The organism is Pseudomonas mosselii (genome assembly GCF_019823065.1).
GTDB classification, from domain to species: Bacteria; Pseudomonadota; Gammaproteobacteria; order Pseudomonadales; family Pseudomonadaceae; genus Aquipseudomonas; species Aquipseudomonas mosselii.
This window is the reverse complement of the sequence record NZ_CP081966.1, coordinates 3029898-3053393: the sequence shown is the minus strand read 5'-3', so window position 1 is coordinate 3053393 and position 23496 is coordinate 3029898. Positions and strand designations below refer to the sequence as shown.

The window sequence follows — 23496 nt, the reverse complement described above, 5'->3', positions numbered from 1 at the left end:
TTCACCGACTCGTACGGAATGACTAATGAGAAACATTACCATTTCGTCCCGAAAGGAATCCCTCATGCTTCCACTGCAACATCCCCAGGCCCCGAACCTGCCCCGCAGGGCCTTGTTCATGGCCGTACTGCTGGGCATGGCCGCCATCGCCGGCAACGCCTTCGCGCAACCGCCACGTTCCACCACCTCGGCGCAGCAACAGACCCCCGATGTGAAGGAGGAGGGCCTGACCCTGCCGGAAACGTTGGTACAGGACACCCGTGATTCGCTGGGCGCCCCACCACCGGAATATGCCGGTGGCCAGGTCGGTTCGGGCAGCCGGCTCGGGCTGATGGGCAACAAGGACTTCAGCGAAACGCCGTTCAACGCCATCAGCTACACCAAGGAATACATCGAGAACCGCCAGGCCCAGGACATCGGCTCGGTGATCGGCGCCACCGATCCGTCGGTGTACGTGCCGAGCAAGCGCGGCATCTTCGAGACCTTCTTCATCCGAGGCCTCTACAGCACCGGCAACGACATCACCTTCAACGGCCTGCCGAGCATGGCGCCGAACATGCGCGGCTCCACCGAGCTCGCCGAGCGCATCGAAGTGCTCAAGGGCCCATCGGCGCTGCTCAACGGCATGCCGCCTGACGGCAGCGTCGGTGGCAGCATCAACATCGTGCCCAAGCGTGCCGGCGACGAGCCCCTGGCCCGGCTGACCGCCTCGTACGAGTCCGATGGCCTGGCCGGCATACATGCCGATATCGGCCGCCGCTTCGGCGACCAGAAGCAGTTCGGCGTGCGCTTCAACGGCGTCTACCGCGACGGCGACACCCCCGTGGACGACCAGCAGCACCGCATGCAGCTGTCGTCGCTGGCCCTGGACTGGCGCGGCGAGCGGGCGAGGGCGTCGCTGGACTACTACCACCAGCGCGAGCGCATGGACGGGGTCAACTATTTCGGCATCTCCTCGATCAGCCCCGGGGTGACCCACCTGCCCAAGGCCAAGAAGGGCGATCATTCGCTGGCCCCGGAGTGGGGCTATACCGTCAACGACACCGACACCGTGGTGCTGCGCGGCGAGTACGACCTCAACGACTCGCTCACCGCATTCGCCGGCTGGGGCCACAGGGAAGGGGGCTACAACGCGCTGATGACCAGCGGCATGCTGCTCAACGATGCCGGCGACATCTCCGCCACGCCGATCCGCTCGGCCCGCGATGGCGAGCAGAAATCCGGCGAAGTCGGCCTGCGCGGGCGTTTCGCCACCGGGCCCGTGGATCACGCCTGGTCGCTGGCGGCCACCCGCTACGACTCCGAGAACAGCTTCAAGGACAAGCGCCTGTCGTCGACCATCCGCACCAACTACTACAACCTGGACTACGGCCCGCGCCCGGAGATCGGCGAGTACGGCAACGTCACCTCGCGCATGCGTGCCCGGCTGAGCAGCGAAGCCTTGCTCGACACCCTGTCGTTCCTCGATGACAAGGTGCAGTGGACCGTCGGTGCACGCCACCAGAACGTGCGCGCGTCGAACTACAACGGCAACCACCAGCGCACCTCCAAGCCCTACGATGAAAGCCGGGTATCGCCGGCCACGGCCCTGCTGGTCAAGGTCACCGACGAGCTGTCGCTGTACGGCAACTACATCGAAGGCCTGAGCCAGGGCGGTATCGCGCCGGACAACGCGCGAAACGCGGGTGCGATCATGGCGCCGTACCAGACCAAGCAGTACGAACTGGGCGCCAAGCTCGACCTGGGCACCTTCGCGCACACGGTCAGTGTCTATCAGGTGAAGAAACCAAGCGCCTATACCGACCCGGTCACGCAGGTCTACGGCGTGTACGGCGAGCAGCGCAACCGTGGCCTGGAATGGTCGTTCTTCGGCGAGCTCGAGCCGGGGCTGCGCCTGCTGGGCGGAGCGTCCTACACCAAGGCCGAGCTGACGAAATCGATACGCAAGGAGAACGAAGGCAACCAGGCCACGGGCGTGCCCAAGGTGCTGGCCAAGCTCGGCGTCGAGTACGACCTGCGTGAGCTTCCGGGCTTGACCCTGACCGGCAACGCCAACTATGCCGGCCGGCGCTACGCCACCGATGCCAACAACCTGTCGCTGCCGTCCTACACGATCTTCGACCTGGGCGCCCGCTACAGCCTGAAGATCTCGGACAAGCCGGTGACCTTCCGCGCCACCGTGCAGAACGTGGCCAACAAGGCCTACTGGATCGGTTCGTGGAATGGCGGCGATGGCAGTGGCCTGTCCGGTGGGCTGGGCACGCCGCGGTCGGTGTTGTTCTCTACCTCGGTGGACTTCTAGCCAGACCAGCGCTGGCTGCGTGGGAGGGATGGTGCACCAATGCGACTTGCCCCCTGATCACCGGCCAGCCGGTGCCAGATTCACACCGCGTCCGGATATGCCTCACGCAGGCTGTCACCCAACCAACCCATGAACCACAACGCATCGGCACTCGGCGGCTGCGCTGGCGTCAGCAACTGGTAGCTTTCCAGCGCCACGGCTTGTTCCACGCAGCGCACCAGGCTGCCTTCGCGCAGCTCACGCCCCACCAGTACCTCGGTGGCCAGGGCAACGCCGTGACCGCGTTGGGCCAGGTTCAGCACGATATCGTTGCTGATGTGCGAAGTGTCGGCCTTGACCCGTACCCTCAGGCCATTGGCGGCGAACCAGCTGTTCCACCAGGTGCCGTCATCGACATGGATCAGCCTGCATCCGGGCAAGTTCGCAGCGCTTAGTCTCGCAGGCAACTGCGCGAGGTAGCTCGGCGCGCAGACGGCGAACACCTTCGGGCGGATCAACACCTCGCGTACCCCGCTCAGCTCACCCGGCAGACCGAAGGCGATGCCCAGGTCCGCCTGGCGCGCATCCACGCTGGTAAAGGTGGCATTAGGCTCGATGGCGATCCTCAGGTCCGGGCGCAGGCTGCGCAGGGCGTCGATGCGCGGTGTCAGCCAGCGCGAGGCGAACGCCGGCACGCAGAGGATCCGTAGCCAGCGCTCGTCTCCCCGTTGTGCCAGGCGCGCACCGGCATCAGCGAGGATCTGCAGTGCTTCGGCTGCGGCCTTGTAGTAATGGGCGCCGGGCAGGGTGAGGCTCACGCCGCGGGGGGAGCGCTCAAGCAGGCGCACGCCCAGCCAGGCCTCGAGGTTCTTTACATGCCGACCGATCGCCGGCTGGGTCACGTGCAACGCCTGGGAGGCGGCGACATAGCTACCCAGGCGGGCGGCGGCCTCGAAAGCACGCACGGCGTTGAGCGGGGGCAGGCGGTCTTCGGCCATGGACACGCTCCTGGCTGTTAGTTTTTTTAATAGTGAAGGCAAATTTATTGTGCTTTTCCCGCCCGTTCAAGTTGCCGACACTCGGGGCAGCGTATTTCCGCGCTTTACGAGGAGCCCTCCGATGCGGCCAACAACAATAAAGAAGTCGTTCAACGGTCTTTCCATCCTGGCCCTGACGCTCGCCGCCCTGGCGGGTGTGGCGCAGGCGGCCGACAACAAGGGGGCCTGCGGCGTGCCAGGGCTTGAACCCTGTCCGCAGCCGTTCGACAAGGTGCTGCCGGCTGCCAGGGATATGCTCACCTGGGACCAGGCCACCCGGGTCGTGGGCTTTCGCAACACTTACCGCCTCTACGGTGGCGATGTCTTCGCCCCGAACGGCGCCACGCCATTTCCCTTGCCGCAGGCCAGCCACGCGCTGACCGACGTGCAGTATCAGTTGGGCGGCAAGACGCACAACCTGGCGCAGTACCTGGCCAACCAGAGCGTGACCGGCCTGCTGGTGCTCAAGGACGGCAAGATCGCCTACGAATACTACGGCAAGGGCAACACGCCACAGACCTTGTGGACGTCCCGCTCGGTGGCCAAGTCAGTGGTCAGCGTGCTGGTCGGCATCGCCGTCAAGGAGGGCAAGATCCAGTCGCTGGATGACAGGATCAGCCGCTATGTCCCGGAGCTGGAAGGTTCCGAATGGCAGGACGTGACCTTGCACCAGCTGTTGCAACACACCTCGGGCGTAATCTGGGACGAGAACTACGCCTCCAAGGATTCGGACTTTTCGCACATGACCCAGTGCGAGGCCACTGCTGATCCCTATCACTGCGTGCTCGAACTGGTGAGGTCGGTCAAGCGCAAGCCCGGGGTCAAGCCGGGTGAGGTCTGGTCGTACAACACCGGTGGCGCCTGGCTGGTCGGTCGGGTGTTGGAGAATGCCACCGGCATGACCATCGCCGAGTATCTGCAAACTCGGGTGTGGAGCCGCTACGGCATGCAACAGGCTGGCGTCTGGCACGCCCTGGTGCCGGGCAAGGTGGACATGGGCGGCCACGGTTTCAATGCCACGCTGCGCGACTGGGGGCGCTTCGGCCAGTTTGTGCAGAGCGGCGGCCAGCTGCCGGATGGCGAAAAGCTGCTCCCGGACGACTGGGTAGCACGTTCGACCCACTGGACCCAAGCCAAGGGATCGGTGACGGCCGCAGCGCCCAACGGCCAGTACGGCTACCAGTGGTGGTACAACGCCCCGGCCCCGGACAGCGATGCCGAGCCCAAGCGCACCGCCAACAGCGACAAGACCTTTTGGGCGCTGGGCATCTTCGGCCAGAGCATCGCCATCAACCCGGCGGAGCATCTGGTGGTGGTGCAGTGGTCGACCTGGAAGAACGCCGAGAGCCCCGGCTCGCTGTATGACGAGCAGGCGGTGTTCGTCAACGCAGTGGCCAAGGCGCTGAGCCAGTAGCACCGGGCGAGGGCAGGGCGCCGGCAAGCGCCTGCCCAGTCACACGCGAAACCGCGACACGCTCGCCTGCATGCCCTGGGCGATTTCGCCCAGGCGCTGCGCCGCCGACGCCAGCTGCCGCGTGGTGTCGGTGCTGTCCCTGGACATGCGGGCGATCAGCTCGACCTGTTGCGCGACATCCTGGCTGGCCCGGGTCTGCTCGCCGATGGTCTGCGAGATTTCCTCGACAACCGACGCGGCGCGGCGGGCGCCTTCACGAATCTGTTGGATCGACGCCCCCGCCTGGGTGGCCAGCTCCACGCCGGCGCGGACCCGGGTGACGCCAGTCTGCATGCTGTCGACGGCGTTGCCCGTGCTTTGTCGGATGCGTTCGATCATGCCGGTTATCTCTCGGGTCGACTGCGCCGTGCGCCCGGCCAAGCCGCGTACTTCGTCGGCGACCACGGCAAAGCCGCGCCCGGCCTCGCCGGCACGGGCGGCTTCGATGGCCGCGTTCAAAGCCAGCAGGTTGGTCTGCTCGGCGATGGTGTTGATCACCTGGATGATCGAGTGGATTTCTTCCGAGCTTTGCCCCAGCACGGTGATGGTTTCAGAGGAGCGGTTGACCGCTTCGTCGATCCCCTGCATGCCGCCGACCACGTTGAGGATGACCTCGCCGCCGTCGCTGGCCAGGCGCTCGGACTGCCCGGAGATAGCCTGCGCATCGCGGGCGTGGTCGGCGATCCGCGCCAGGTTGGCGATCATCTGCTCGGTGGCCGAGGCCATGCTCACGGCGCTGTCGGACTGCTGGCTGGTGCGTTGTACGAGGCTGCTGGAAGCCTGGCCCAGTTCATCGGCTACTTCACGCAGCAGCAAGTTCTCTTCATGGATGGCCTTGATCATGTTGCCCAGGCTGTCGCGCATGTCGGCCAACGAGCGCAGCAGGTGCCCGGTCTCGTCGCGGTCATGGACCTGGATCTGGGTGGTGAGGTCGCCTTGGGCGATGCGTTCGGCCACCGCCATGGTCTGGCTCAAGGGGCGCAGGATCGAGCGCAACAGCAGGAAAGTGCACAGCGCCAGCACCACGGCGGCCAGGACCATCCCGCCGACCAGCACGGCGACGCCCTGGTGCAGGGTGGCGGTGCTCTGCTCGCGGCTCTTGTCGGCGTTGCCGGCGATCAGATCACTGAGGGTGCTGTTGCGCTGCTCCAGCTCCTTGAACGCCGCGACGAAGGCCGGCAATTGTGCCTGGGCCTGCTCGGGTGACTGCAAGGCCAGCTGGATGATTGAGGTGGCACTGGCGATATAGTGGTCGAGGAGGGGGCCCAGCTCGCTGATAGCCTGGTGCAGATCGCTATCCAGAGGCAGTTCGAGGTTGCTCTGCACGACACTGCGGAACCATTTGGCGTGCTCGTCGAGGTCGGCCAGCACCTGGTTGGCGGTGTCCGTGTCGCCCGGCTTGACCAGCAGGGCGGCCAGCACGTCGGCGCGCAGCGCGTCGTGCATCATGTCGCCTTCCATGTGATTGCGTAGGGCGGCCATGCTGGCCTCGCTGCGCTTGAGTGCCTGGTTCTGGTCATGCTCGGCGAGCAGGCCGCTACCGCCGAGCAACAGCGCGGCGAGGATGCTGACCAGACCGAACCCGATGGTTTTCTGGCGAATGTCCATTTTCGAACAGGCTCCGTGGGGTGGGTCTGGTGAGCATAGCCGCTTGACGAGGCGGGATGGCTATTTCACGCAGCACTCCCCGCGTAGACCTGAGTACGATCACGCCCCGCTTGCTTGGCGGCATAAAGCGCCTGGTCGGCCAGATTGATCCAGTGTTCAAAGGTAGCCTCGCCATCAACCCGGACCATGCCGATGCTGACGGTGGACTGCAGCTGGCCGCCCGGGATATCCAGTCGATGGGCACTCCATGCCGTGCGCAGCCGCTCAAGCAAGGCAAAGGCCTGCTGCGCGTCGGTATCAGAAAGCAGCAGCACGAACTCTTCGCCGCCGAACCGTGCGAACAGGTCCGAGCGCCTGACCTGGCGTTCGCACACTGCACTGAACGCCTTCAGCGCCAGGTCGCCGATCGGATGGCCATGGCTGTCGTTGATGCGCTTGAAGTGATCGATGTCGAGGATCGCCAGGCACAGCGAGCGCCCATCGCGCTTCGCCTGGCTCAACACCAGCTGCGCCTGTTCGGTAAAGGCGCCGCGGTTCATAACGCCGGTCAGGGCGTCACGCGAGGCCGTTCGGCGCAGTGCTTTTTCCAGCGATTTGCGACCGCTGACATCACGGATCTCGGCGACGTGAGTTCCATCATCGAGGGCCGCCACCGTCAGTTCCGCATCGAACTGGCCACCATCACTGCGCACGGCCACCCGGTCGAGCGGCACGCCATCGAACCGGCCCAGCTGTTGCTCAAGGTCTTGCTCGGCCTTGAACAGATGGGCGAGGGGGCGTTCAAGGAAATAGTCCCGATCATGGCCGAAAAGCTGCCTAAGCATCGGGTTGCCGTCGACGATCCGGCCATTGCGGACAATCACCACTGCGGCGCTGGTGATGTTCATCAACCGCTCGAAACGTGCGGCAGAGCTTTGCGCGGCGAGCAGGAAGCGGCGCAGGGTGAGCAGGGTCAGGCCGAACAGGCAAAGGATCCACAGCGGATAGCCGACGTTGTAGGTGAACATTTCGGACATCGACTCGAACCCTTGGCGGGGGCCGCCGTCCTGCTGGTCGTCGAGCAGACTGAGAAAACCACCGACCAGCGAGCACAGGGCCAGCAGGCCGAAGTTCAGGGCCGCGAAACGCCGGGCGCTGCGCAGACGCCGGTCTCCCGGTAGCCGCAACAGTGCCCAGCAGGCCAGCGCACGTATCAAGGCGCTGACGAAGGCATACAGGGCAATCAGTACCTCGCTGTCAGGCAATCCGACCTGGCTTTGCCAGAGCAGCCAGGGCAGGGCGGTCAGGCAGGTCGCCGGCACCAGCCACCAGGGCGCTGGACGGCCAAGAAAACGGAATATCCCGATCACCAGCACAGCCTCGCCGGAGACCTGGAGGGTGTAGCTCAGTACGTTGTACAGCAACGAGGCCGAATAGGTGCCGCCCAGGGTAAGGTACTGGCCCGGCATCAGCAGCAAGATGCCGAGCGTCCACAGCCCGGGGCCTGGATGAGGGCGCGAGTAATACCACAAAGCAAGGCAGATGATCGCGCTGGCAACCAGGATATTGGTACCCAGAAAAACGGGCGAGAACAGCAAAGCATTCATGTATTCGAGGTCCGAGGCGCGCAAATGCCGGGCAGGCAGGGTTGATGCGCACGGGTTGTCTGCCGCCGCTGCGTTAACTTTAGTGGAATACTGAGGGAGTCCTTGTCATATAACTCAACTAAATATTCATTTAGTTGAGTTATAATTCAGGGTTATCAAAGATCGGGCAGGGCACGTGTACCCATCAACCATGTGAAGTTTGCGCCCAGCTCACATACCCTGGCAAAACCATCAAAGGAATGAGGCATCTCCATGCGTGGATTCACCGTGTTACCGCTGTTGTTTGCCCCCATGATCGCCTGGGGCGACTGTACGCAGCATTTGCAAACCTGGGCCCAGAACCTGCACCCAACCTTGAAGCTTGCCAGTGAATTTGCGGCCTGCAAGGTCAATCCTGCAGACGCCAGCCAAGTACTGGCAGCCTTGCCTATGATGATGAACGTCGATGAGTACGGGCAAGGCGATTACGGCCTGGATGTGCTGGTGGCAGAAGCCGCCAGCGGCAAGATCATTGCTCGCAGTTACCAGGAGGCTGCGATCGTCTCCGACGCGGTGCAGTTTTCAGGCCTGGCGTTGGACACGGCGCGGTATCAGGTTGCGCCTGGGCTGCGGGCATTTGGAGTGCGTATTCAGCACACAGGCTCGTCGCGGGTCAATCCGTTCAGCAGCGAGACACTGAGCCTCTACGTGAACGACGGTTCGCAGTTGCGCCGGGTCATGGAAGGCCTGGTTGTAAGCAAGGGCAACGGTGAATGGGATGGTTCCTGCGCCGGAGAGTTCGGCGAGACAAAGCGCACATTAGCGATTGGCAAACCTGGCAAGGATGGTTTCAGCAGGTTGCGGGTGACTGAGATATCGACCGGGAGTCGGAGCGTTGTGAAAGGCGTTGATGACTGTGAGGAAATCGAGAGCAGTTCGACGACGAAGATGTTCGATCTGGATTATGACGGCAGTCGGTATGAGGTGCCGAAAGAATTGACGTTCCAGTGAGCTGGATTGGAAATGGGGCTTTGATGGAGGCTGAAATCTGGCCTCCCTCTGGGCTGATGCTCAATACGCATCTACGCATAGACTCCCACGCGTTACTCAGGCTCGCACACTAGCGCATCGTGGATGCCTACGCTTGCTAGATTCCAGTGATTACGGGGGTTTGAGCTACAGCTGTCTCATCGCTACTATTGAGATCATTTTGCTGGCCACCCTGGCTGACAAAGTGTCAATCAAGCCCCTGATGCAAGGAAGATGCGATGTACGTTTACAAGATGGTCCAGGTTCCACCGAACATTGAAGTGCAAGCAAGCAAGCATCGTGGCAATGAAGCTGCGGTCTACCTGGAAAAGGTCGTCAACGAATATGCCGCTCAGGGCTGGGAGTTCTATCGGATCGACTCGATCGGTGTATCTGTGAAAGCTGGCTGCTTCGATGCGTTGACGGGCAAAAAAGATTCGATGGCTAATTACTACGTCATTTCTTTCCGTAAGCCACGGTGATCGCCGGGCTATCCGTTGGTGTCATTCGTTTTTATCAACGGGTGGCACCGAGTCGTCTCAGAAACGCTTGTAGGTTCGAGCCTAGCTGCTCGAATTACGCGTTGCTGGCTATCGAGAAGCACGGTGCAGTACGTGGTTGGAAGATGGCACTGAACCGTATCCATCGATGCCAGTTCCCCAATGGCGGTGAAGACTATCCGTGATAGCTAGTCAGGCTGGCCACTGACGTACCAGGTCGAAGCAAGCGTTTTGGCCTGGCTTCCAATCTGACCACCCTTGGCCTGATAGCTCCATACGAAGATGCGCATAATGTATATTATGTTAAATTGCGTATTGCGGGAGGTGACCTTCTGATTCGGTCACCTGTGACGCCTGATGAAAAAGTAGAAAATGACTGATTAAAAAAAATACCAAGATATCAGTGAGATGCAGCATTCTCCGCTGTCAAGGTTTCCCTTGCCCCCCCTCGTTAACGGTTAAAAAAGGAGAATCCTGATGAGGCTTTTGCCTGTTTAAAAAGCCTAAAAAGAAGACTAAATACTGTGCTATTTTTCAAGAGTACTCGTGACTTCCTTTTAGACCAATGGGATCGTCAATGTCAAAAGTCATAGACCCTCGGCCTGTCCTTGCTGGTCCCGAAAGTATGTCTCTCGATCTCGGGCTGTACTACGCTCGCTACCCCTGCATCGAAGCCTTCCTCAGTAGTCTCTCCGCTAATCTTGATGTAGAAACGGACTTAAAATGCGCTATCCGCTTTCTTGCATATCATAGTCACCCGCTTGGAACCTTTAATAATTACCGAACATTCGTTGAACGTTTGCTCCTATGGAGCTGGATTGTCGCCGAAAAAACTGTACTGACACTAGATAAAGAGACGTTTACGAATTTTATTACTTTTTGCAAGATGCCACCTTCAAATTGGGTTGGATTTTCTACAACCGCTAGATTCGCTCAAGTCGATGGTAATTCGGTTTTCAATGAATCATGGCGGCCTTTCAATATTCGAGCATCTAAAGATGTAGGGGCGCGCAGCCCTAAAGTGGAAACCTTGCGTTTCATTCGTAGCGTTTGTAGTTCATTTTATGGTTTTCTCTGCGAGGAAGATGTGATAGCGATAAATCCAGCTATATCATCACGAACTTTCTATGGAAGAGGAATGCGCGCTACTTACCCTGTGGAACGATATTTAACTTCCGAGCAATTAGGTCAGGTTCTGCAAGCGCTAGAATTTCATGCGCTGGGTGATCCTGCTGGTGAGCGTGCTCTTTTTATAATAGCAGCAACGACTCTTATGTGTTTGCATGCTGCAGACCTTGCAAATGCTGATAACTACTGCCCATGCATGAATTGCTTTGTTCTAGACGATGCCAGATGGTGGTTGATACTAGAGGCGCCAGGTCGGCTGCTAAGGAAAGTTGAAGTCACTCCAGAGTTCCTGCCCTACTTGAGACGCTATCGAAAAAGCCGAGGACTACCCCCGTTCCCAGAGCAGAACGAAGAAATCCCTATCTTGGAGGCTAGTCACGGGCGCCCCGGTCTTTCCGTGCGACAAATACGAAGCATTGTTAAAGAAGCGCTTATGAAAGCTCATGCAAGCATTACTTCTACAGACAAAGGCGGTGAGCACTGGAATATCCTGCTTGGTGGCAGTATGCGTTTTTTGAAAGAAAGCGGCGCAAAGATTCGTGCGCAAAGCTTCCGCCCTGCCGAGTTGCAGAAATATCTAGGCATTTTCAGCTTGGCTTATACCTATGGAAGGTATTATGGTTGATAGAGCGTTCCCCGCTAGCTTAAATTCCTGGCCTATAAGCTTCTCTGGCGGGACGCCCGGCAGACTCATTTCTCCCATTTAAAAATCCGACTCCAATCGTAACTGCATGTTATTAAACGTATTATTTGTAAGGATCATGGGGTTACAGATTTTAAGAAGGACAGCGAGGATTGATCGGAGAAATCTAAGCAATATCCGATAATCACCAGACCCGGATATTGCTCTATACTACGCTGAAAGACCGATATAGACGCATTCGCCCAGGTTGAACCACTTCATGTCGCAGCATCCCCAGCCGCTTTTCGAGACCTTTGATCGCTTCCACGAACTCAACTTTCTTCACCTCAATGGCGAGCTTCCAGCGGTTCGGGACTTCCTCCATGGTTGTGCCGATGAGCTCCAGGCCGTCGAGGGCTATCGCGCCGTTCGGGGATTTCTGAAGTCCTACGCCGGCAACGAAGCCACGTTCAACTCCTATCGAACCCACGTCGAGCGGCTGCTGCTCTGGTCCCTACTGGTGGCTGTCAAGCCCCTTGTTGAACTGCGTCGCCGGGACGCCGAGGCCTTCATGGAGTTCTGCCTCAACCCGCCCGCCGACTGGATAGGTCCGGTCGTAAAGTCCCGCTTCCTGCGCGTGGGTGGTCGCAAGAAGCTCGACACGGACACCTACATCGTCAATTTGCAATGGCGACCTTTCAGTCACACTGTGGCCAAGCGCGAACGCAAGATTGCCGAAGAGGCCGTTGCCGCCCTTCCCTCCCGTCCCTACCGCTTGTCCCAGGGATCGGTGGCTCAGGTATTCGCAGTCTGCGGCAGCTTCTTCCAACACGCGATTGATGAGGGTCTCACCGAGGTGAACCCCTTCCGGGCGGTAAAACAGAAATCCATCTACAAGCAACGCAACACCTTGGATGTGGCGTCACGTTCCCTGACTCCGCTGCAGTGGAGCTACGTGATCGAGACTGCCGAGCAGATGGCCGCGACCGACCCGACACACGAACGCACTCTGTTCATCGTTGCGACTCTGTTCTCCATGTACCTGCGAGTCTCCGATCTGGTCGGGCGTGACAACTGGACGCCTACCATGGGCGACATCCGCCGCGATAGCATGGGCAACTGGTGGTTTCATGTGGTGGGCAAAGGCAACAAGGCCGCCAAGATCAGCATCCGCGACGAATACATCCAGAACTACCTGATACGCTATCGCCAGCATTTACAGCTCTCCCCCCAGCCATCTGCCCACGAGAAAACACCGTTGATCAGTTCCCTGAAGGGGCGTGGTGGGCTATCTGATCGACATATTCGCCTGCTGCTCCAAGGGCTATTTGATCGCGCTATGGGGCGTATGGCTGAGGAAGGCTGGAGCGATGACGAAATAGACCAGTTGCGTTCAGCTTCACTGCATTGGTTACGCCACACCTCCGCAACCTTTGATGCACCATATCGAGAGATGAAGGACCTCCAGGCTGACCTTCGTCACAATAGTCTCAGCACTACCCAAAATACGTACTACAACTCGCTGGACGAACAACGGGCACACTCGGTGAAAAGCCTTCCAATCAGACGTTAGACGCCCATTAAACACACACTTGTTTAGCCATCGCGCATAGCTTGAGAACGAGAAAATTTTCCTTGGCTCAGGTGATGGGTGAGTTATGCAACCAGCGCATGCTCGACCTCGACTCGCGGACATGCCATCTGCTTGCTGGCGCGTTTCTGCGCCAGCAAGAAATCAGGAGGTCGCGCTTCCGTCGTCATTGAAAAAGTCATCACGGGAGATGCGTCCGAAATCGCTGAGGTCTTGGTCTTACTGGTCTTCAGCGACCGTCTCGAAGATCGTCGATCATTGCAGCCTTCGTGCTGTACTTGGCTCCGAGATGTACCAGCCTCTCGATGTTCGCGGCAGTGAAGAACTGGTGGCCGGCAGCGATGACTCTCTGTGCTTTGATAATCCCGTGCAGGACTTCACCCACCCATTTCGCAGGCTGCGATCTTCAGGCGTTGGGGTTCGACAAGGCCCGGTCTCATCGTACGGGGCGTCCTGATTATGATCCGGCTAATCTGCTCAAGATCTGTCAGTACGGCTACGTGCAGCGCAACCGTCACGTTCATTGAAAAGTATGGATGTGATGACCGGCGCCTCAGCACCTGCTAACCATCGAGTTGGCAGCCGCTTCGAGTCTCAAGGCTTTCTCATGATCCAACGCCTAGCCTAGGATCCGACTACGCACAGCGGATCGGCATCTATAGCAGCCGAGACCATGGTGGTTCCATATGCCGGTTGCGAGCGGTCAACCAGAGCACCACACCCGACATGGGTGCGGTGCTCAGTTCCTGATAGCAGTGGATCAGCCGGCAGTCGATTCCAGAGGTTTCTCCATCAGCGTGCAGACCTGACCCGGCCGGTGCCAGAGAAAACCCATAATGGCGGCGGCGCCCACCAGCCCCGGCAGCGCGAACGCCAGAAAGCTCGCCTGCAACGGCAGTTGCGCGGCGTGCAAAGCTCCGCCCAGCAACGGGCCGATGATGGCGCCAATACGGCCAATTCCCATCGCCCAGCCCAGACCAGTGGAGCGGATATGCGCGGGGTAAAATTGCACGGCGCAGGCATTGGCGAGGATCTGCGTACCGATAGTGCAGGCCCCGGCCACGCCGATCAGCAGGTAGAGCACCGGCAGCGGTGACTTCAGCGCCAATAGACTCAGCGACAGCGCACCGGTGGCGAAGAACGCCAGGAGTACCCGACCCAGGCCTATGCGATCTCCCAGCCAGCCGCCGCCGATTGCCCCGAAGATGGCGCCGAAGTTCAGCACCAGCAGGAACGCCAGGCTGGAGTTGAGGCCGTAGCCGGCAGCGTTCATAAGCTTCGGCAGCCAGGAACTCAGGGCGTAGACCATCAGCAGGCAGCAGAAGAAGGCCACCCAGAGCATCAGCGTTTTCAGTGCGCGACCATCCTGGAACAACTGGGAGATGGCCACCTTGCCCGCCTGCCCCTTTGCCAGATTGAGCCGGTCGTGCATTTTGGGCACGTAGTCGGGCTCTGCCCTGGCCAGCAGCTCTTTGGCGCGTTCGACCTCCCCCTGGCGCAGCAGGAAGTTCAACGACTCCGGCAGCTGGCGCACCAGCAACGGCAGCACCAGCAGCGGTACAACCGCCACGAAGAACACCGATTGCCAGCCCCAGCTGGGCATCAACGCCATGCCCAGACCCGCAGAGAGCATGCCCCCCACCGAGTAACCGCTGAACATGATCGCCACCAGGGTGCTGCGGATTTTCTTCGGCGCGTACTCGTTCATCAGCGCCACCACATTGGGCATCACCCCACCGATACCAAGCCCGGCGAAAAAGCGGCAAATGGCAAACTCCTCGGGAGTGCGCGCGAATCCGTTGATCACGGTAAAACCGCTGAACAGGACCACACAGGTCATGATGGTCTTGCGGCGCCCGATCCGGTCCGACAGTGGGCCGAAGAACAGTGCACCGAGCATCATGCCCACCAATGCGCAGCTGCCTAGCAGACCGGCCTGCAGCGCAGAGAGGTTCCAGGCTTGCATCAGCGACGGCAGCACCACGCCGTAGATAACCAGATCATAGCCATCGAAGATAATGATCAGCGCGCACCAGAACAGCACGCGCCCGTGAAAGGTATTGAAGCGGGCCCCGTCAAGCAGGGCGGAAACGTCGATATCACGCATGGCATAGCTCTTCTTGTCATTGTTATAGAGCCGGAACCGGCATCGAGGCCGATTCCGGTAGAACGACGCGCAACTAGGCGCAGTGGCTCAGGGCTGTCCAACCTAGTCGAGCGCGGGCATCTCGCACGTCAGCGTCGAGGTCGTGGTTCCACAACCAGTCGAAGCGGCTAGCCAAGGTAGCTCCCAGCGCCTGTTTGTCATCACCCACTGCCGGGTCACGCAGTTCGTAAAGTTCACCGGCTTCCCAGGAGGTACGCTGCACGCGGCAGGCACGCGGGCGGCGCAAGGCGTCGTAGGCAGCCAGCAACTCATCGAGGTTGCCGCGACTCACCTGAACATCTCCCAGCAGGCGGGCGAGGAAGTAGGCGTCCTCGAGCCCCTGCCCTGCCCCGGCGCCCTGGTGCGGCAGCATCGCGTGGGCGGCATCGCCGATCAGCGCCACACGGCCGTGGACATAACCAGGTAGCTCGGCGAGGTCGTGCAGAGCCCAGTAGGTTGGCGAGGGAATGCACTCCAGCAGGATTCGCGCAGCATCGCCCCAGCCGACGAAGGCGTCGAGCATCTCACGCTGGCTGGCCTGACGAACCCAGGGCGAATTCTCGGGCCAGGTGGGCGCGGGCTGACTGCGGTCAGATACGAAGGCCACCACGTTGATGATGCGCCCCCGCTTAACCGGAAAGGTAAGGATGTGGCCATCCAGGCCCAGGTACATCTGCGGCACGTCCACCAAGTGCTCGTCAACGCCAGCGGCACGGTAGGCCTCGCGCAGGTGCAGGCTATCGATCATGCCACGGTAGGCGCAGGTACCACTGAAGCGCGGCACGGCGGGCGGGGCCCCGATACCCTCGAGGACATGGCCACGAATAGCCGATTTGATGCCATCGGCGGCGATCAGCAAGTCACCGCGATATTCACTACCGTCGGTAAAGCGCACACAGGCCTCATCGCCGTGCTGCTCCACGCCCACGGCGCGCTTATTGAATCGGGCAATGCCCTCCGGCAGTCGGCTGGCGAGCACGTCGAGGAAATCCGCCCGGTGCACCGAAGACTGCCCCACGCCAGGAGCCACGCTCGCGCCAATGTAACCGGCGTCGACGCTGCGGCGCCATTCGAACCACACGTCCTGCCAGGGCTCGGGGGTGCGATCGGCAACCTGGGCGTAAGGCTCTGCAATGCCGAGACCGGCAATGGCTCGCACCGCGTTAGCACCGAAGGAAACGCCCGCTCCCACCTCACCGAAGGCCGGTGCGGATTCGAAGAGCTGGACGTCGAGATGGGAATGGCGGCACAGATCCAGTGCCAGGGCGACGCCGGAAATACCGCCGCCGATGATGCCGATACGCAGGGCAGGCTTGGTGATCATGTTTGTACCCATGATGTTGTTGTTGGAGTGAAGTCATCATGGGCGCACGAGAAATATTGATAAATACCGCAGCCTGCATACAAACTATTTCAAACCTGAATATTCCTACCAACCTATGAGGCAGACCATGGACCTGCGCGACCTGGATCTGAACCTGCTAGTGGTGTTCAACCAGTTGCTGATCGACCGCCGCGTCTCCACCGCCGCGGAAAGCCTGGGTCTGACCCAGCCCACCGTGAGCAACGCCCTCAGGCGCCTGCGTACAGCCCTGCAGGACGACCTGTTCGTGCGTACCTATCAGGGTATGGAGCCTACCCCCTACGCCCAGCAACTTGCTGAGCCAGTGTCGCTGGCCATCCATACCCTGCGCGAGGCGCTGAGTCGCCAAGACAGTTTCGACCCGCTAACCAGCGAACGCACCTTCACCATCGCGATGACCGATATCGGTGAAATCTACTTCACCCCGCGCCTGATGGATGCCCTCTCCCGCCTGGCACCAGGCTGCCGCATCAGTACCGTGCGCAACACCTCCGTATCCCTGATCGAGGCGCTGCAGAGCGGCACCGTCGACCTCGCCGTAGGCCTGCTGCCACACCTGCAGGCAGGCTTCTTCACTCGCCGTCTGTTCCATCATCGTTACGTATGCATGTGTCGCAAGGACCACCCCGTCACCAGCGAGCCGCTCACGCTGGAGCGCTTCTGCGCTCACGGTCATGTGCGGGTCATCGCCGCCACCACCGGCCACGGCGAAGTGGACGCACACATGGCGCGTCTGGGGATAGAGCGGGACATCCGTCTCGAAGTGCCGCACTTCGTCGCTGTGGGCCATATTCTCCAGCGCACCGATCTGCTGGCCACGGTACCCGAGCGCTTTGCCGAGTGCTGCGTCCAGCCCTTCGGTTTGGTGGCCCTGCCCCACCCCGTGCAGCTACCGGAAATCGATATCAACCTGTTCTGGCACGCCAAGTATCACCGAGACTCCGCCAACCGCTGGCTCAGGCAACTGATGTTCGAGCTATTTGCGGACTGACGGCGCCCGAAGTGCCTGACAGCCCATTGCCTGCCATGAGGGATCGGGCTGACTGCCGAGTCCTGCGACGGACTCAATACACGCAGCTCTCGCCCTGGCGCAGATACACCAGGGTATGGATCTCGCCGTGTGAATCCTCATAGACCATGGTCGCCTCGCCCACCTCACAGCCCTGAGGCATCTCGATCGAAATGACCCTGGCGACATCCATGGCCTGGCCATAATGGTATGGCTGCGCATCGTCGGCGACTGCCCACTGAGCGACAAGTGTCACGCCGATCATCCAGTATCTTGCTTTCATGCTGCACCTCGTAATGACTCGATGAGCATCAGCTTAAGGAGTGGTTCCGGCAAGAAACAGCGAACTCCAGGCAAGGTAGTTTTGCCTTTAGCGTAATAATCGAAGAGCGCTAAGCGACAGGGCATCAACCCTGGCCACACCGGTTTGCTCCCAGGGTCACGCCCAATAGGTGGGGTTTTCCACCAGGGTTCGATTACCGCGGAATACCAGGGGTAATTGCTCCTTGAGGAACTCCACCCAGGTTCTCACCTTGGCATCGAGAAAGCGCCGCGACGGGTACAGCGCATAGATACCCCGCTCGTGCAGGCGATGTTCGGCCAGCAGGCGTACCAGTCGGCCCTGTGCGAAGGCCTTGGCCGCTATCAGGTCCGGCAGTACGCAAATACCCATACCCTCTCCTGCCGCCTGGGCCATCGCCTCGGCGACGTTGACCTGAAATGTTTCTCCCAGACGGATCGCCCGCTCGACGCCGTTGTCGGTAAAGGTCCAGCTGTCGCCAAAAACCGGGTCGAGCAGGCGCAGGCAGCGATGCTGGCTCAGCTCGTCGAGAGTCATCGGAATACCGTGCTGCCCCAGGTAGCTCGGCGCCGCACAGACCACGCTGTAGGTAGTGCCGAGCAGTTGAGCGACCAGTTCGGAGTCGGGCAACTCCCGGGCCAGAGTAATGACCACATCCTGCCCCTCCTCGAGCAGGTCAGGGTGGCGCTGGGAGAGCGTCAGCTCAAGGTTCACTTCCGGGTAGAGCTCGCTATAGCGGGCGGCCAAGGGTGCAAGTAGATGGGTGCCCAAACCGGTGATCGCGTGCACCCGCAGGCGCCCCCTGGGCATCAGGTAGGCACCACCGGCCTCGGCGCCAGCGTCTTCCAGCTCGCTGAGAATATGCCGACAGCGCTCCAGGTAACGGCTGCCTACCTCGGTCAGCCCCAGCCGGCGGGTGGTACGTTGCAGTAGGCGTGCCTGCAGATGACTTTCGAGTTCGGACACCTGCCGCGACACCTGCGCGGTGGACAAGCCCAGCGTCTGTGCAGCAGCCGTGAAGGTGCCCGCGTCCACCACGCGAGTAAACACCCGCATTGCCTGAAAAACATCCATCTGACTGTTACCTATTTAGTAAGTGTTCTTTGCATAAGACGGCTATTTTTGCATGAAAGCATGGGAAATATACTGCCGCCTTCGCGGGCCGGCCCGGACTTTCCAGCGTGCGCCCGTCCCCCGACGCTTTGCTTAACCGAGGTATTCATGACTCCCGATCAACGATTTGCCCGCTGGGTTCAAATCGCTATCTCGGCCCTAGCCTGTTGCTTCATCTACTTCCTAACCGCCGACCTGAGCATGCCGTTGACACCACAGGCGCAGTTGACCCGACCGGTACTGAAGGTCGCGCCGCGGGTCGCAGGCCAGGTCAGTGAGCTGGCGGTGAGCAATAACCAGTACGTACAACCTGGCCAGTTACTGTTTCGCCTCGATCCGCAGCCATTCGAGCTGGAGGTGCAGCGGGCCGAGTTGGCGCTCGAACAGGCACACCAGGACAACACTGAACTCGATGCCCTGCTGGCCGCCGCCCGTGCCGAGGTCAGCGCGGCCCAAGCCAAGTCGAACGAGTCGGGCGCTCAGGCCCTACGCCTGTCGCGCCTGCTCGAACGCCAGCATGTCTCGCGCCAGGCCTACGATGCGGCCGAAGCGCAGCATCTGATGGCCCAGGCCCAACTGCGTACGGCGCAGGCCAGAGTCCGTGAACTGCAGGCCCGTCGCGGCGGCGCCGACGGTGCCAATCTACGGCTACGCCAAGCCCGCAATGCACTGCTCCGGGCGCACCTGCAGCGGGACTACAGCGAGGTTCGCGCCGAACGTGGCGGCGTGCTCAGCAACCTGCAGCTCACCCCCGGCACCTTCGTCGCGGCAGGAACGCCGGTGGCCGCTCTGGTCGAGGACCGCCTGGACATCATCGCCGACTTCCGCGAGAAGTCCCTGCGCTACATCGGCGTCGACACCCCAGCCGTGGTCGTATTCGACGCCCGTCCAGGCGAGCTGTTCAGCGCCCGGGTCAGTCATTTCGACGCCGGAGTCCGGGAAGGCCAGATCGATGCCAACGGCGAGCTGGCAACGCCCGCGCAATCCGAGCGCTGGGTTCGCGACGCGCAACGACAACGCGTGCACCTGGCACTCGATGAAGAGCTGCCGTTCCTGCTGCCCACCGGGGCTAAGGCCACGGTTCAGCTGAAGCCCTTCGACAACCCGCTGGTGAACCTCGCCGCTACGCTGCAGATCCGCCTGATCAGTTGGTTGCACTATGTCTACTGAACCCTCCGCGGCGGCACACACACTTGCCGAAAGGGCCACAGCGCCCCGTTTGTCACTGGGCAAGAACGACCTGCGCCAGTGTCTGCGCATCGCCACTGGCGGCAGTCTGGCCTTTGTCCTGTGCAAGCTGTTCGACCTGCAGTACGGTGCCTTCTTCTGCGTCTATCCGATGCTACTGCTCGGCCTGGTGCCGCGCCTGACTGCCCACCTGATGCGCCAGTTCTTCACCCAGGGACTGGTCGTCAGCCTGGAGGTCGCGTTGCTCTACGGTCTGTTCGGCGGCCGACCGCTGCTGATGATTCCGCTGGTGTTCTTGCTGTTTCTCTACCGTTTCGCGCTGATGGCCAGCGGCCCGAACTTCCTGTTCGGCGCCCTCGGCGCAGTATTTCTGTCGATCCAGCTGAACTTCGCCAGCTACCCGCACACCGACGTCATCGCCATGCTTGGGAGCAATGGCCTGGCCATCGTGCTGGCCGCAGCGATCGCCGTGCTGATGTTCTACCTGTTTCCCGACTGCGAGCCGCGCCCCGCACGCACGCCGCCGCCCAAAGACCGCGCCAGTCGGCGCCACGAGGCACTGCTCGGGGCAACGGTGGCGACGCTGTCGTTCAGCGTATTCCAGTGCCTGGATCTGCAGGACTCGCTGTCGGCTCAGGTCGCCAGCATCCTGCTGTTGTTTCCCATGCACTGGAACGGCTCACGCTTCGCCGGCCGTACCCGTGCGCATGGCACCCTGCTCGGCTGCGTGATTGCCCTGCTGATCATGCTGCTGCTCTATGATCACCACGACCTACTGCCGCTGGTCGCCCTGCTGCTATGGATCGCCGCCATGGTCTGCGCGCGCTGGCACATGCTGGAAAAGGGGGTGCCCGGCGTCGGCTTCGGCGCTTTGACCACCCTGGCCATCCTGTTCGGCCAGTCGCTTACGCCCAGCCACGACATCATATTTGCGACCCTCTACCGGCTGAGTTCGGTGTGTGTCTCGGTGCTGTTGACCCTGTTCGTCGTGTTCATGGTGCACCGCTTGCTCAACCGCTTTGTCACTACTCGCCACAGCAGCCATTGAAGCCAACAGCTGCGGCCACGGCGATTGTCAGATCAGCGCGCGTTTTTCCTGCTCGTACACAAAGCCGGCGACCGCGCACCGCTACAATTTGTTATCACGCGTGCAACACTTTCGCGGCAAGACGCGCTTGGCCGTGGATCCGAGCGTTTTACGATCATCTGGGAGAAATGATGCGAACGCGCGTGAACCGGCGAATCCACTTGCTCCGCCGGCCCCGAAACATCAGAAGGGATAAGGCTGATCAGATGGCTCAACAGTGACCCACTTGATTTCTGTGAACTCGTCAATCACAGCGCTTCCATCGAAACGGCCGTATCCACTCTGCTTCATACCACCATAGGGGGCCTGCGCTTCGTTTTGTACGGTGGCGCCGTTGATGTGGACACAACCTGCATCCAACCGACTTGCCAGCTCAAGCGCTTTGGAGACATTGGCGCTGAAAATTGCAGATGAGAGGCCATAAGCCGTGTCATTGGCCACTTCCAACGCCTCCTCTGCCCCGTCGACACGAACGATCGTGGTAATAGGACCAAAGGTTTCCTCGTCGTAGATTTCCATGTCCTTGGTCACGCGGTCGACTAGCGTGGGCTGCATCAAGGCACTGTCGGCGATACCGCCCGCGGCGATGACAGCCCCTTTGCCGAGCGCATCTTCGATCAGATGGTTGATCCGCTTTACCGAGCCCTGGGCGATGACCGGTCCGACTACGCAGGTCGGAGATGCGGTGGGGTCGCCAAGCTCCAGTTTGCCGATTCGCTCGGAAAACTTACTCACGAATTCGTCGGCAACACGCTGATCGACCACGAAACGCTCGGTCGACATGCAGATTTGCCCTTGATACAGGAACGAGCCGAATACTGCGGCATTCACTGCGCCGTCGATATCGGCATCCTCCAGCACTACGAAAGGAGCCTTGCCACCCAACTCCAACAAACAGCGCTTGAGATGGGACGCACAGGTTTCGGCGATCATGCGGCCGACCTTGGTGGAGCCCGTGAAGTTGACCCGGCGCACGGTATCGTGGGCCACCAACGCTTCGGTGACAGCCGATGCGTCTTCGGGCGCGGTAATCAGGAAATTGAGCACACCCGCCGGCAGGCCTGCCTCAATGAAGGCATCGGCCACAAGGGCATGAGTGCGAGGACTGTTTTCCGAGCCTTTGAAGATCACGGTATTGCCGCACGCCAGCGGATACGCGATAGCGCGAGCCCCCAGGATCACCGGCCCATTCCACGGCACAATGCTCAGCACGGTGCCCACCGGCTGGCGAAGCGTCAACGAGAAAGCGCCAAGCTTATCGGTTGGAATCGTCTCACCCTTGATTTGAGTAGTGAGCGCTGCAGCCTCGCGCAGCAGATTCGCCGATGCACCTACGTTGAACTGCGCCCAGAGCTGCGATGCGCCAATTTCCTCAGCCATGATCCGGCAGAATTCCGACATCTTGGCCTCGAGGACATCCGCTGCTGCGAGCAGGAGACGACGCCGCTCGGTCGGTCCGGTCTTGGACCATTTGCGGAATGCTCGCTCGGATGAGGCCGCGAGCCGTTTTGCGTCTTCCAGGGTGCAGGCAGCCGCAGTGCTGACCAGTTTGGCGGACACAGGGTCAAGCCGTTGGATCGTCTTGCCTCCGGTAGCGTCCAGCTTGATATTGTCGATTACCAGTTGTGCACTCATTTCTAGACCTTTTAGACAGTAGGAAAATTGTGTGACGCGACCGCATTCAGTCGGCAGCTCCGGGCATACGCAGAATGGGACTGCGCTGCGCAGCTGCGTCAGTGATTGCGCGACTACGCGTAGCCGGATCTGCTACCCGGCTATTGAAGATGGGCGTTGTGCCCACCCTGCGAGCCAACTCCAGGCGAGAAGGCATCACGTCCACGGCAATGGCGGAGTCATGCGGCCAGGGCCGCTTTCCAGCCTAAACGGCTGTAGGCCAAGTTCAGGTCTTGCTGCAGATCGTGATTCCACAGCCAGTCGAATCGGCTGACGAAGACTGCGTCACAACGATGGGGTCGCAAGGTGCCCACTTCAGCGATAGCCCGCTAACCCAGCAGCTCGACCATGTCCTGGGTCAAGGTGCGCTGCTCATTCAGGCGCCGAACGATGCGCTCGACCGTCTCCAGCCGCACCGCGGCGCCGGCACGCATCTCTGCCATGGCGCCCAGGGCCGCGGCGGACTTCTCCAGGCCGGTGCTGGTGGACTGGCCGATGTGTTCGACTCCCGTCCGCGCCTCCTGCGCCGACTTCTGCAGGCTGCCGGCGATCTGCTGGATCTCGCCGCTGGACTCGTTGGCGCGCTGGGCCAGGTGACGCACTTCGTCGGCGACTACGGCGAAGCCGCGGCCATGCTCACCGGCGCGGGCCGCCTCGATGGCCGCGTTGAGCGCCAGCAGGTTGGTCTGCTTGGCGATGTCCTGGATGCTGCCGACGATGGCGCCGATGCGCATCGACTGTTGCGACAGTTCGTCGAATACCTGATCGATGGTGCCCATGTAGCCGGCCAGCTCGCGGATC

18 protein-coding genes and 1 pseudogene are annotated in these 23496 nt (G+C 60.9%); 10 read left to right on the top strand and 9 right to left on the bottom strand.

Features of this window, described 5'->3' with window-relative positions; translation table 11 throughout:
* The first annotated feature begins 64 nt into the window (after window positions 1-64).
* Window positions 65-2302: a TonB-dependent receptor gene (locus K5H97_RS14155; protein ID WP_232853903.1), complete on the top strand. Its 2238-nt coding sequence runs from the start codon at window positions 65-67 to the stop codon at window positions 2300-2302.
* Between the two features lie 80 nt (window positions 2303-2382).
* On the opposite strand, the gene K5H97_RS14150 is transcribed toward K5H97_RS14155, so the two are convergent.
* Window positions 2383-3279, bottom strand: a complete 897-nt coding sequence (locus K5H97_RS14150; RefSeq protein ID WP_028688859.1) for a LysR substrate-binding domain-containing protein — start codon at window positions 3277-3279, stop codon at window positions 2383-2385.
* A gap of 121 nt (window positions 3280-3400) precedes the next feature.
* On the opposite strand from K5H97_RS14150, the gene K5H97_RS14145 reads away from it, so the two are divergent.
* Window positions 3401-4732, top strand: coding sequence for a serine hydrolase domain-containing protein (locus tag K5H97_RS14145; RefSeq protein ID WP_028688858.1), 1332 nt, complete (start codon window positions 3401-3403; stop codon window positions 4730-4732).
* A 39-nt stretch (window positions 4733-4771) separates the two neighbouring features.
* Here K5H97_RS14145 and K5H97_RS14140 read toward each other — a convergent pair whose 3' ends face one another.
* Complete coding sequence (locus K5H97_RS14140; RefSeq protein WP_028688857.1) at window positions 4772-6379, bottom strand: methyl-accepting chemotaxis protein; 1608 nt, start codon at window positions 6377-6379, stop codon at window positions 4772-4774.
* 65 nt (window positions 6380-6444) lie between these two features.
* Entirely contained in the window at window positions 6445-7965 is a 1521-nt protein-coding gene (locus K5H97_RS14135) for a GGDEF domain-containing protein (protein WP_051555611.1), read from the bottom strand.
* A 252-nt stretch (window positions 7966-8217) separates the two neighbouring features.
* Between K5H97_RS14135 and K5H97_RS14130 the strand changes: the two genes are divergently transcribed.
* The 5 genes from K5H97_RS14130 to K5H97_RS14110 all read left to right on the top strand — a co-directional run bounded on the left by K5H97_RS14130 (window position 8218) and on the right by K5H97_RS14110 (window position 12796).
* On the top strand, window positions 8218-8955 hold the full coding sequence (locus K5H97_RS14130) for a PA3715 family protein (RefSeq protein ID WP_051555610.1): 738 nt from the start codon (window positions 8218-8220) through the stop codon (window positions 8953-8955).
* Window positions 8956-9212: 257 nt separating this feature from the next.
* A complete protein-coding gene (locus tag K5H97_RS14125; protein ID WP_028688855.1) occupies window positions 9213-9455 on the top strand; it encodes a hypothetical protein in 243 nt (80 codons plus the stop codon).
* Window positions 9452-9658 carry a membrane protein insertion efficiency factor YidD gene (yidD, locus tag K5H97_RS14120; RefSeq protein WP_081791515.1) on the top strand — a complete coding sequence of 69 codons (207 nt, stop codon included), beginning with the start codon at window positions 9452-9454 and terminating at the stop codon, window positions 9656-9658. Before K5H97_RS14125 ends, yidD begins: the two co-directional genes overlap by 4 nt.
* A gap of 440 nt (window positions 9659-10098) precedes the next feature.
* Complete coding sequence (locus K5H97_RS14115) at window positions 10099-11226, top strand: integrase (protein ID WP_073663301.1); 1128 nt, start codon at window positions 10099-10101, stop codon at window positions 11224-11226.
* Between the two features lie 277 nt (window positions 11227-11503).
* Window positions 11504-12796, top strand: coding sequence for a tyrosine-type recombinase/integrase (locus K5H97_RS14110; RefSeq protein WP_028688854.1), 1293 nt, complete (start codon window positions 11504-11506; stop codon window positions 12794-12796).
* A gap of 778 nt (window positions 12797-13574) precedes the next feature.
* Here the strand turns inward: K5H97_RS14110 and K5H97_RS14105 are convergent.
* Together K5H97_RS14105 and salA are read right to left on the bottom strand one after the other, a co-directional pair.
* Window positions 13575-14921 carry an MFS transporter gene (locus K5H97_RS14105; protein ID WP_023629719.1) on the bottom strand — a complete coding sequence of 449 codons (1347 nt, stop codon included), beginning with the start codon at window positions 14919-14921 and terminating at the stop codon, window positions 13575-13577.
* Between the two features lie 73 nt (window positions 14922-14994).
* Window positions 14995-16284: a salicylate 1-monooxygenase gene (gene salA, locus K5H97_RS14100; RefSeq protein WP_024075419.1), complete on the bottom strand. Its 1290-nt coding sequence runs from the start codon at window positions 16282-16284 to the stop codon at window positions 14995-14997.
* Window positions 16285-16411: 127 nt separating this feature from the next.
* Between salA and K5H97_RS14095 the strand changes: the two genes are divergently transcribed.
* The gene (locus tag K5H97_RS14095; RefSeq protein WP_023629248.1) at window positions 16412-17314 is read left to right on the top strand and encodes a LysR family transcriptional regulator; all 903 of its coding nucleotides are present in this window, start codon (window positions 16412-16414) and stop codon (window positions 17312-17314) included.
* Window positions 17315-17387: 73 nt separating this feature from the next.
* Here the strand turns inward: K5H97_RS14095 and K5H97_RS14090 are convergent, their stop codons facing one another.
* Together K5H97_RS14090 and K5H97_RS14085 are read right to left on the bottom strand one after the other, a co-directional pair.
* The gene (locus K5H97_RS14090) at window positions 17388-17615 is read right to left on the bottom strand and encodes a DUF2790 domain-containing protein (protein WP_023629249.1); all 228 of its coding nucleotides are present in this window, start codon (window positions 17613-17615) and stop codon (window positions 17388-17390) included.
* A gap of 156 nt (window positions 17616-17771) precedes the next feature.
* Window positions 17772-18707 carry a LysR family transcriptional regulator gene (locus tag K5H97_RS14085; protein ID WP_023629250.1) on the bottom strand — a complete coding sequence of 312 codons (936 nt, stop codon included), beginning with the start codon at window positions 18705-18707 and terminating at the stop codon, window positions 17772-17774.
* Window positions 18708-18854: 147 nt separating this feature from the next.
* Here K5H97_RS14085 and K5H97_RS14080 point away from each other — a divergent pair, with 147 nt between their 5' ends.
* Both K5H97_RS14080 and K5H97_RS14075 read left to right on the top strand, forming a co-directional pair.
* Window positions 18855-19916, top strand: coding sequence for an HlyD family secretion protein (locus K5H97_RS14080; protein WP_023663266.1), 1062 nt, complete (start codon window positions 18855-18857; stop codon window positions 19914-19916).
* Between the two features lie 55 nt (window positions 19917-19971).
* Entirely contained in the window at window positions 19972-20982 is a 1011-nt protein-coding gene (locus K5H97_RS14075) for a DUF2955 domain-containing protein (protein WP_073663304.1), read from the top strand.
* A 222-nt stretch (window positions 20983-21204) separates the two neighbouring features.
* On the opposite strand, the gene K5H97_RS14070 is transcribed toward K5H97_RS14075, so the two are convergent.
* Together K5H97_RS14070 and K5H97_RS30010 are read right to left on the bottom strand one after the other, a co-directional pair.
* A complete protein-coding gene (locus K5H97_RS14070; protein ID WP_023630205.1) occupies window positions 21205-22656 on the bottom strand; it encodes an aldehyde dehydrogenase in 1452 nt (483 codons plus the stop codon).
* Between the two features lie 368 nt (window positions 22657-23024).
* Window positions 23025-23417: pseudogene (locus tag K5H97_RS30010) on the bottom strand (methyl-accepting chemotaxis protein); the annotation flags it as partial.
* Window positions 23418-23496 lie beyond the last annotated feature (79 nt).

What these genes read in the sequence shown, in the direction of transcription:
- K5H97_RS14155 (WP_232853903.1), top strand. Translation starts at nt 65, where the DNA reads ATGCTTCCACTGCAACATCCCCAGGCCCCGAACCTGCCCCGCAGGGCC.
- K5H97_RS14150 (WP_028688859.1), bottom strand. Translation starts at nt 3,279, where the DNA reads ATGGCCGAAGACCGCCTGCCCCCGCTCAACGCCGTGCGTGCTTTCGAG.
- K5H97_RS14145 (WP_028688858.1), top strand. Translation starts at nt 3,401, where the DNA reads ATGCGGCCAACAACAATAAAGAAGTCGTTCAACGGTCTTTCCATCCTG.
- K5H97_RS14140 (WP_028688857.1), bottom strand. Translation starts at nt 6,379, where the DNA reads ATGGACATTCGCCAGAAAACCATCGGGTTCGGTCTGGTCAGCATCCTC.
- K5H97_RS14135 (WP_051555611.1), bottom strand. Translation starts at nt 7,965, where the DNA reads ATGAATGCTTTGCTGTTCTCGCCCGTTTTTCTGGGTACCAATATCCTG.
- K5H97_RS14130 (WP_051555610.1), top strand. Translation starts at nt 8,218, where the DNA reads ATGCGTGGATTCACCGTGTTACCGCTGTTGTTTGCCCCCATGATCGCC.
- K5H97_RS14125 (WP_028688855.1), top strand. Translation starts at nt 9,213, where the DNA reads ATGTACGTTTACAAGATGGTCCAGGTTCCACCGAACATTGAAGTGCAA.
- K5H97_RS14115 (WP_073663301.1), top strand. Translation starts at nt 10,099, where the DNA reads ATGTCTCTCGATCTCGGGCTGTACTACGCTCGCTACCCCTGCATCGAA.
- K5H97_RS14110 (WP_028688854.1), top strand. Translation starts at nt 11,504, where the DNA reads ATGTCGCAGCATCCCCAGCCGCTTTTCGAGACCTTTGATCGCTTCCAC.
- K5H97_RS14105 (WP_023629719.1), bottom strand. Translation starts at nt 14,921, where the DNA reads ATGCGTGATATCGACGTTTCCGCCCTGCTTGACGGGGCCCGCTTCAAT.
- salA (WP_024075419.1), bottom strand. Translation starts at nt 16,284, where the DNA reads ATGATCACCAAGCCTGCCCTGCGTATCGGCATCATCGGCGGCGGTATT.
- K5H97_RS14095 (WP_023629248.1), top strand. Translation starts at nt 16,412, where the DNA reads ATGGACCTGCGCGACCTGGATCTGAACCTGCTAGTGGTGTTCAACCAG.
- K5H97_RS14090 (WP_023629249.1), bottom strand. Translation starts at nt 17,615, where the DNA reads ATGAAAGCAAGATACTGGATGATCGGCGTGACACTTGTCGCTCAGTGG.
- K5H97_RS14085 (WP_023629250.1), bottom strand. Translation starts at nt 18,707, where the DNA reads ATGGATGTTTTTCAGGCAATGCGGGTGTTTACTCGCGTGGTGGACGCG.
- K5H97_RS14080 (WP_023663266.1), top strand. Translation starts at nt 18,855, where the DNA reads ATGACTCCCGATCAACGATTTGCCCGCTGGGTTCAAATCGCTATCTCG.
- K5H97_RS14070 (WP_023630205.1), bottom strand. Translation starts at nt 22,656, where the DNA reads ATGAGTGCACAACTGGTAATCGACAATATCAAGCTGGACGCTACCGGA.